General features: G+C 50.5%; 10 tRNA genes and 5 rRNA genes (2 of these 15 only partly in view). All 15 read left to right on the top strand.

The window, feature by feature from the left end:
* Window positions 1-219, top strand: a 23S ribosomal RNA gene (locus tag CIG75_RS19390); it begins 2,711 nt to the left of the window's first position.
* A gap of 55 nt (window positions 220-274) precedes the next feature.
* Window positions 275-391 (top strand): 5S ribosomal RNA (gene rrf, locus CIG75_RS19385).
* A 2,310-nt stretch (window positions 392-2,701) separates the two neighbouring features.
* A tRNA-Tyr gene (locus CIG75_RS19380) sits at window positions 2,702-2,785 on the top strand.
* A 4-nt stretch (window positions 2,786-2,789) separates the two neighbouring features.
* A tRNA-Lys gene (locus CIG75_RS19375) sits at window positions 2,790-2,865 on the top strand.
* Window positions 2,866-2,884: 19 nt separating this feature from the next.
* A tRNA-Arg gene (locus CIG75_RS19370) sits at window positions 2,885-2,961 on the top strand.
* Window positions 2,962-2,969: 8 nt separating this feature from the next.
* Window positions 2,970-3,045 (top strand) — tRNA-Ala (locus CIG75_RS19365).
* Between the two features lie 4 nt (window positions 3,046-3,049).
* Window positions 3,050-3,125: transfer RNA gene (locus tag CIG75_RS19360), tRNA-Asn, on the top strand.
* A gap of 5 nt (window positions 3,126-3,130) precedes the next feature.
* Window positions 3,131-3,207, top strand: a tRNA-Glu gene (locus tag CIG75_RS19355).
* A 115-nt stretch (window positions 3,208-3,322) separates the two neighbouring features.
* Window positions 3,323-3,398, top strand: a tRNA-Val gene (locus CIG75_RS19350).
* A gap of 48 nt (window positions 3,399-3,446) precedes the next feature.
* Window positions 3,447-3,522: transfer RNA gene (locus CIG75_RS19345), tRNA-Met, on the top strand.
* A 4-nt stretch (window positions 3,523-3,526) separates the two neighbouring features.
* Window positions 3,527-3,603: transfer RNA gene (locus CIG75_RS19340), tRNA-Asp, on the top strand.
* Between the two features lie 17 nt (window positions 3,604-3,620).
* Window positions 3,621-3,697, top strand: a tRNA-Ile gene (locus CIG75_RS19335).
* Window positions 3,698-3,705: 8 nt separating this feature from the next.
* Window positions 3,706-3,822: ribosomal RNA gene (gene rrf / locus CIG75_RS19330) — 5S ribosomal RNA — on the top strand.
* A 1,252-nt stretch (window positions 3,823-5,074) separates the two neighbouring features.
* Window positions 5,075-6,619: ribosomal RNA gene (locus CIG75_RS19325) — 16S ribosomal RNA — on the top strand.
* A gap of 189 nt (window positions 6,620-6,808) precedes the next feature.
* Window positions 6,809-7,500 (top strand): 23S ribosomal RNA (locus CIG75_RS19320) (it continues 2,238 nt past the right edge of the window).
* Together the 16S, 23S and 5S rRNA genes with 10 tRNA genes alongside form the textbook arrangement of a ribosomal RNA operon.

Below are 7,500 nucleotides of genomic sequence, written 5' to 3'. Positions count from 1 at the left end.
GCTGGTGTCCCAGTTGTGGTGCCAACCGCATCGCTGGGTAGCTATGTCGGGAAGGGATAAGCGCTGAAAGCATCTAAGCGCGAAGCCCACCTCAAGATAAGACTTCCCACACGGTCAACGTGGTAAGACCCCTTGTAGAAGACAAGGTTGATAGGCTGGAGGTGGAAGCGCCGTGAGGCGTGTAGCTGACCAGTACTAATCGGTCGAGGGCTTATCCTAAGTAAGTCCATCACTCACAATTATTTCGCATCCAGTTTTCAGGGAACACCCCATATCTAGTGATAATGTCGCAGAGGTCACACCTGTTCCCATCCCGAACACAGAAGTTAAGCTCTGCAGAGCCGATGGTACTTGGACCGCAGGGTCCTGGGAGAGTAGGACGTCGCTAGGCGATGATGAGGACTCAGTTCACAGAACTGGGTCTTTTTCGTTGTGTTATGAAATACTGCATATGTGGAAATCGGACAGCATAGAGCAATAGGGGACTTTGTTCATTGAATAGGGTGTTTCATTTGTTGTTCAAGGCTAATAGAAACAGTGCCACGTTCGAAGCGGAGCGAAGAACCACCGAAGCGATAGCGAAGGTATGGTACTTGGACCGCAGGGTCCTGGGAGAGTAGGACGTCGCTAGGCAAAGATGAAGGCCCAGTTCATTGAACTGGGCCTTTTTGTTATGTACTGAAATGCTACTGCAGTGGAAAATGGACTGAATAGAGCGATAGGAGAACTTTGTTCATTGAATAGGGTGTTACTTTTGATGTCCAAGGCCAATAGAAACAGTGCCGCGTTCGAAGCGGAGCGAAGAACCACCGGAGCGATCGCGGAGGTATGGTACTTGGACTGCAGGGTCCTGAGATAGTGGGATGTCATTAGGTAATGAGAGAAAGACTCGATCTTCTAAGATCGGGTCTTTTTTCATGTTGTCTGACGAGTAAAAAGCAACTGTGCCGCGTTAGAAGCGGAAGTGTGGTAAATGGACCGCAGGCTCTTGGGTGAGTAGGAGAGCGTTAGTCAAATGTGAGACCGGGTTCGCTGGCTTGGGTCTTTTTGTTGTCTAATGTAAAATACTGCTGCTGTAGAAGCGGACAACATTGAGCATTAAGAGACATCGTTCAATAAATGGGGTTGTTTTTCGTTGTCCAAGGTTAATTAGTAGAAGTGCCTCGTTTGAAGCGGAACACAGAGCAACGAGATAGAAATCAAAAGAATATTGAAGCTCAGGGATGAGGTTTTCTCCTGTATAAAGTCTAATGTGCCGCCACGTTGCGGAGCAATGTACCGATGCGCTAGGATCTACGACAACGGTATAGTCCACACAACATGAAATGAGCTCCGGGTTGCTGGAGTATGTCTTTTTTGATGTATACAATCAATTGCCTTGGTATCACGTTCACTTCGGGTCTACCTGCTTTCTTTGAAAACTTCGGGATGTCGTGCGGGTGAGATCCATTACAGCAGAGGAAAGGGGAGATCAACATTTGTCTAATCAGCGGCAGAACGCTGAAGCAGCCGGAGTGGAGCATACCCTTATTGAGCAATGATTTCTATATGGATTTGATTTGAGAAAGGGGTTGCCTGTAATACCTTATCGGTGGAGGTACATCAGGTGTTGTAAGCGCAGATCGGTTCAAGCCGTAACGCTGATGACATAATCAGAACGTGGTACTAAGTTTTTATGGAGCATTTGAGTCGATATGAGGTACGGAAATAGAGAATTGTAACACCTACTTGGAGAAGGGCACATCTTGTTACGGGATGGAACAAGAGTTCATGGTTACCGGTCCTGACGTGTGAACGGAGCGTTGGGTCGCGGAAGGTACCTGCGGTTTAAGAAGATAGAGGCAAGAGTGCAAGGTATGCGGAAAATTCAAGCGGCTCTAAAGCAGATCGCCCTTTGTCAAATTGGTTTTTTGATAGGTTGTATGGTTTGAAGCTACAGGTATCCTAAGTAGCACTTTATGATGGAATTATCACATCGATGATGACATTCGCGTAGAGTGTTTGCTAGCGTTTCAGCGCGAAGAGGACAAGGCCGAGTGGATGCTGACATCCGGAGTATCGCTGGTAGGTCTAAGCAAGGGTATGCTCAGATGGCATGCGGTTTCAGGTGTTCGAAGCGGGCTGTTTCAGGTAAGGCTCTGTTCATCAGGGTGCTAGGTGTAATGGGGCGGCCAGGGGCGGCTTCGTTACTTTGGAACGCATGTTAAGCAAATTGGAGGCTATATGGGAGTGTTTCGCTTGGAGGAGCTGCTTGGAGTGTATCGCAAACGTTCAGGATGGAAAGGCCGCATCTCATTGCCCTAAGAAACCTGCTGGTAATGATGCAACGGAAGCACTCAAAGTAGCATTGGCAGAAACCTAGAAAGAATGGATTATGCAGTAAGGTCAGGTTAAAAGGAGTCTGCTCATTCCTGGTAGACTGATGACATTCCAAGTGAATAACAGGGTAGCGGAGAAAGAGCTAATAAAGCCGGGTTGGCACTGATCGGTTAGCTCGCAGTGTGTGAGATAGGTGGGAACTGAAAACATTGATTTGGCGAGGAAATTGGAGCTTGGAGCGATATGAGCAGGTTCAGATGTGGTGAGCAGCCTGTTTGTGCAATTTCGTTTTGAAAAAGTGATTGTGTAGAAAGCGTGTACGTGATATTATAAATCCTGTCGCCGCGAGAGATGCGGTTGCAAAACGAGAATCACCCATTATGGAGAGATACCAAAGTGGCCAACTGGGGCGGACTGTAAATCCGTTGCGAAAGCTTCGAAGGTTCGAATCCTTCTCTCTCCACCATAGTGAGCCATTAGCTCAGTTGGTAGAGCAACTGACTTTTAATCAGTGGGTCGAAGGTTCGAGTCCTTCATGGCTCACCACTTTCACAAAAAAATAGATGTGCCCATAGCTCAGCTGGATAGAGCGTTTGACTACGAATCAAAAGGCCGGGAGTTCGAATCTCTCTGGGCACGCCATTTATCTTGGGGGTATAGCTCAGTTGGTAGAGCACCTGCCTTGCAAGCAGGGGGTCAGCGGTTCGAATCCGCTTATCTCCACCAATGTTCCTCGATAGCTCAGTTGGTAGAGCGCCCGACTGTTAATCGGATGGTCACAGGTTCGAGTCCTGTTCGGGGAGCCAGTAAAGGCTCGTTGGAGAAGCGGCTTAACTCACCGCCCTTTCAAGGCGGCATTCACGGGTTCGAATCCCGTACGAGTCACCATTTTATCTTTACAGGTTGTCCAACTAAGTACGCGACATCCTGTCGCAACGTTGGATACGGAACATCCTGTTCGTAACGTCCTGTCGCAACGCTGTACACGGTACGTCCTGTACGTGGAGGTTTAGCTCAGCTGGGAGAGCATCTGCCTTACAAGCAGAGGGTCGGCGGTTCGATCCCGTCAACCTCCACCAATTTCACAAAGGAAGCCGGATCGTATGATTACGGAATTCCACAAATATCGCGGGGTGGAGCAGTTGGCAGCTCGTCGGGCTCATAACCCGAAGGTCGCAGGTTCAAGTCCTGTCCCCGCAACCACAATGGAGCTGTGGTGTAGTGGCCTAACATGCCCGCCTGTCACGCGGGAGACCGCGGGTTCGAATCCCGTCAGCTCCGCCACTTTTCAAATGTATTGCGGGCCCATAGCTCAGTTGGCTAGAGCGCACGACTGATAATCGTGAGGTCGGAAGTTCGAATCTTCTTGGGCCCACCATTTAAATATCTAGTGATGATGTCGTGGAGGTCACACCTGTTCCCATCCCGAACACAGAAGTTAAGCTCCACAGAGCCAATGGTACTTGGACCGCAGGGTCCTGGGAGAGTAGGACGTCGCTAGGTAAAAAAAGACCCAGTTCATTGAACTGGGTCTTTTTGTGTAATGAAATGGTGCTTCTGTGGAATTCGGACAGAATAGAGCAAGAGGAGGCTTTGTTCATTGAATAGGTCTTCTCTTGTTGACCAAGGCCAATAGAAACAGCGCCGGGTTCGAAGCGGAGTGAAGTAGCCCTGAGACGGAAGCGGAGGAATGGTACTTGGAGCGCAGGATTCTAGGAGAGTAGGACCACTAGGCAAAGGGAGACTCAGTTCTGATGAACTGGGTCTTAATAAATATCCAAGGTCAGCAGAGGAAATGCCTGAGTCCGAAGTGAAGTGAAGAACTATTGAAACGAATGCGGTGGGATGGTGATTGGGCCGAGGGGTTCTGGGAGTGTAGGACACCGCAACGAAAAATTGAGACTCAGTTCAATGAACTAGGTCATATTTAATATCCAAGGGTAGTGGAGGAAATGCCCGAGACAGAAGTGGAGTGAAGAACTATTGATCGAAAGTGGAGAGATGGGAGTTGGCTCGTCAGTTCTTGGGAGAGAAAAACGCTGCTACTAGTCAAAGTGAAACTCAATTTGATGGGCTGAGTTTTTGCTTGTATAAGTACATATAGTAGTAGCACGTGTTCGGTACTATAGTATTCTCCGGGATATGGAAGAGTAATGAACTGCAGGAGAGACGCAGTACAAAAAAAGAGAGTTAGTTTTTGACTAAGAATAGTGAAGGGGTTTGAGTTCGCAACCAGATCAAAGGTTTGGAACATGAAATGAAGAGTTTCTAGGAAGGGACGCGGTTGGGTGTTTGGAAAGTGTGCTCGCTGAAGGAGGAATGAAAGGCTTGATCTCCTAATTGGGAGCGAGTTTTTTCGCTTAGTCATCCGCCACTGCAAGCAGGGCAAGCTGGTGGCATGTCGATTCTTGAACGTGGATCTGTTACTCCTTCGCTCGTGAGCACTCTGATGATGAACTTTTACATCATTGGGTAGGATAACAAAGAATGATAACAAAAAATGAAGTTCAATCATGACGGTTAGGTCATTCAGCGAATTTTGTTCGCTAGGCGGCAAATATGACCAAAAGTTGAGTTGTGACAGGCTGTCCAGCCGTGATAAGATAACTCTTGTCGCCGCGAGAGACACGCGGTGGTAGCCCAACGAAGAACGCGACTTCCTGTCGCAACGTTGGATATTGAACAGATTGATCCTTGAAAACTAAACGAGTGTTACAGAGATCTGATGCGAGTCAAGATACAAACTTTTTCAACTTTTATTGAGAGTTTGATCCTGGCTCAGGACGAACGCTGGCGGCGTGCCTAATACATGCAAGTCGAGCGGACCGGAGGGAGCTTGCTCCCAAAGGTTAGCGGCGGACGGGTGAGTAACACGTGGGCAATCTGCCCGACAGACTGGGATAACGCTTGGAAACGAGTGCTAATACCGGATAAGCGATCCCCTCGCATGGGGAGATCGAGAAAGAAGCTTTCGCTTCACTGTCGGATGAGCCCGCGGCGCATTAGCTAGTTGGTGAGGTAACGGCTCACCAAGGCGACGATGCGTAGCCGACCTGAGAGGGTGATCGGCCACACTGGGACTGAGACACGGCCCAGACTCCTACGGGAGGCAGCAGTAGGGAATCTTCCACAATGGGCGCAAGCCTGATGGAGCAACGCCGCGTGAATGATGAAGGCCTTCGGGTTGTAAAATTCTGTCTTCTGTGAAGAACAAGTGTGAGAAGAGAATGCTCACACCCTGACGGTAACAGAGGAGGAAGCCCCGGCTAACTACGTGCCAGCAGCCGCGGTAATACGTAGGGGGCAAGCGTTGTCCGGAATCACTGGGCGTAAAGCGCGCGCAGGCGGCCATCTGCGTCCGGGGTGAAAGCCCAAGGCTCAACCTTGGGACTGCCTTGGATACGGGATGGCTTGAGGATCGGAGAGGCAAGGGGAATTCCACGTGTAGCGGTGAAATGCGTAGAGATGTGGAGGAACACCTGTGGCGAAGGCGCCTTGCTGGCCGATTTCTGACGCTGAGGCGCGAAAGCGTGGGGAGCAAACAGGATTAGATACCCTGGTAGTCCACGCCGTAAACGATGAGTGCTAGGTGTTGGGGGGTACCACCCTCAGTGCCGAAGCTAACGCATTAAGCACTCCGCCTGGGGAGTACGGTCGCAAGACTGAAACTCAAAGGAATTGACGGGGGCCCGCACAAGCAGTGGAGCATGTGGTTTAATTCGAAGCAACGCGAAGAACCTTACCAAGACTTGACATCCCGCTGACCGGTTTAGAGATAGACCTTCCCTTCGGGGCAGCGGTGACAGGTGGTGCATGGTTGTCGTCAGCTCGTGTCGTGAGATGTTGGGTTAAGTCCCGCAACGAGCGCAACCCCTAAATTGTGTTGCCATCATTCAGTTGGGCACTCACAATTGACTGCCGGTGACAAACCGGAGGAAGGCGGGGATGACGTCAAATCATCATGCCCCTTATGTCTTGGGCTACACACGTGCTACAATGGGCGGTACAAAGGGTTGCGAGGCCGCGAGGCGGAGCCAATCCCAAAAAGCCGCTCACAGTTCGGATTGCAGGCTGCAACTCGCCTGCATGAAGCTGGAATTGCTAGTAATCGCGGATCAGCATGCCGCGGTGAATTCGTTCCCGGGCCTTGTACACACCGCCCGTCACACCATGGGAGTTGGCAACACCCGAAGCCGGTGAGGTAACCGCAAGGAGCCAGCCGTCTAAGGTGGGGTCGATGACTGGGGTGAAGTCGTAACAAGGTAGCCGTATCGGAAGGTGCGGCTGGATCACCTCCTTTCTAAGGATTTACGGTCTAACGACCATAAAACAAGCTTTATCAAACTCGCATCATCTCTGACAACTCGTTTAGTTTTGGGGGATCAAGCCCGTAAGGGTTTTTCTTTCCCAAACGCGTTCCTTGAAAACTGGATAGCGAAATTGTGAGTCAAGACATGAAGAAATGCAGCATTTCGTATGCAATAACTTAGGTTAAGCTACGAAGGGCGCACGGAGGATGCCTTGGCGCCAGGAGCCGATGAAGGACGGGGCAAACACCGAAATGCCTCGGGGAGCCGTAAGCAGGCATTGATCCGAGGGTATCCGAATGGGGAAACCCGGCACTCGTAATGGAGTGTCACTCAGCACTGAATCCATAGGTGTTGAGAGGTAGACCAGGGGAACTGAAACATCTAAGTACCCTGAGGAAGAGAAAACAACAGTGATTCCCTGAGTAGCGGCGAGCGAACGGGGAACAGCCCAAACCGTGTGGCTTCGGCCATGCGGGGTTGCGGGGCGTCTCACATGGAGTTACAAATCTGCACAGTAGGCGAACAGTCTGGAAAGGCTGACCGAAGAGAGTGAAAGTCTCGTACCCGAAACTGTGCAGACTCCGAGACGGAACCCCAAGTACCGCGGGACACGAGAAATCCCGTGGGAATCAAGGAGGACCACCTCCTAAGGCTAAATACTTCCTGGCGACCGATAGTGAACCAGTACCGTGAGGGAAAGGTGAAAAGCACCGCGGGAGCGGAGTGAAAAAGAACCTGAAACCGTGTGCCTACAATCAGTCGGAGGGCGTTAATGCCTGACGGCGTGCCTTTTGTAGAATGAACCGGCGAGTTACGATCGCGGGCGAGGTTAAGGTGAGAAGCCGGAGCCGCAGCGAAAGCGCGTCTGAAG

This window comes from Tumebacillus algifaecis, assembly GCF_002243515.1.
Taxonomy (GTDB): Bacteria; Bacillota; Bacilli; order Tumebacillales; family Tumebacillaceae; genus Tumebacillus_A; species Tumebacillus_A algifaecis.
Note: the sequence above shows the minus strand (reverse complement) of the source record. Positions and strands in the feature narration are given on the sequence as shown.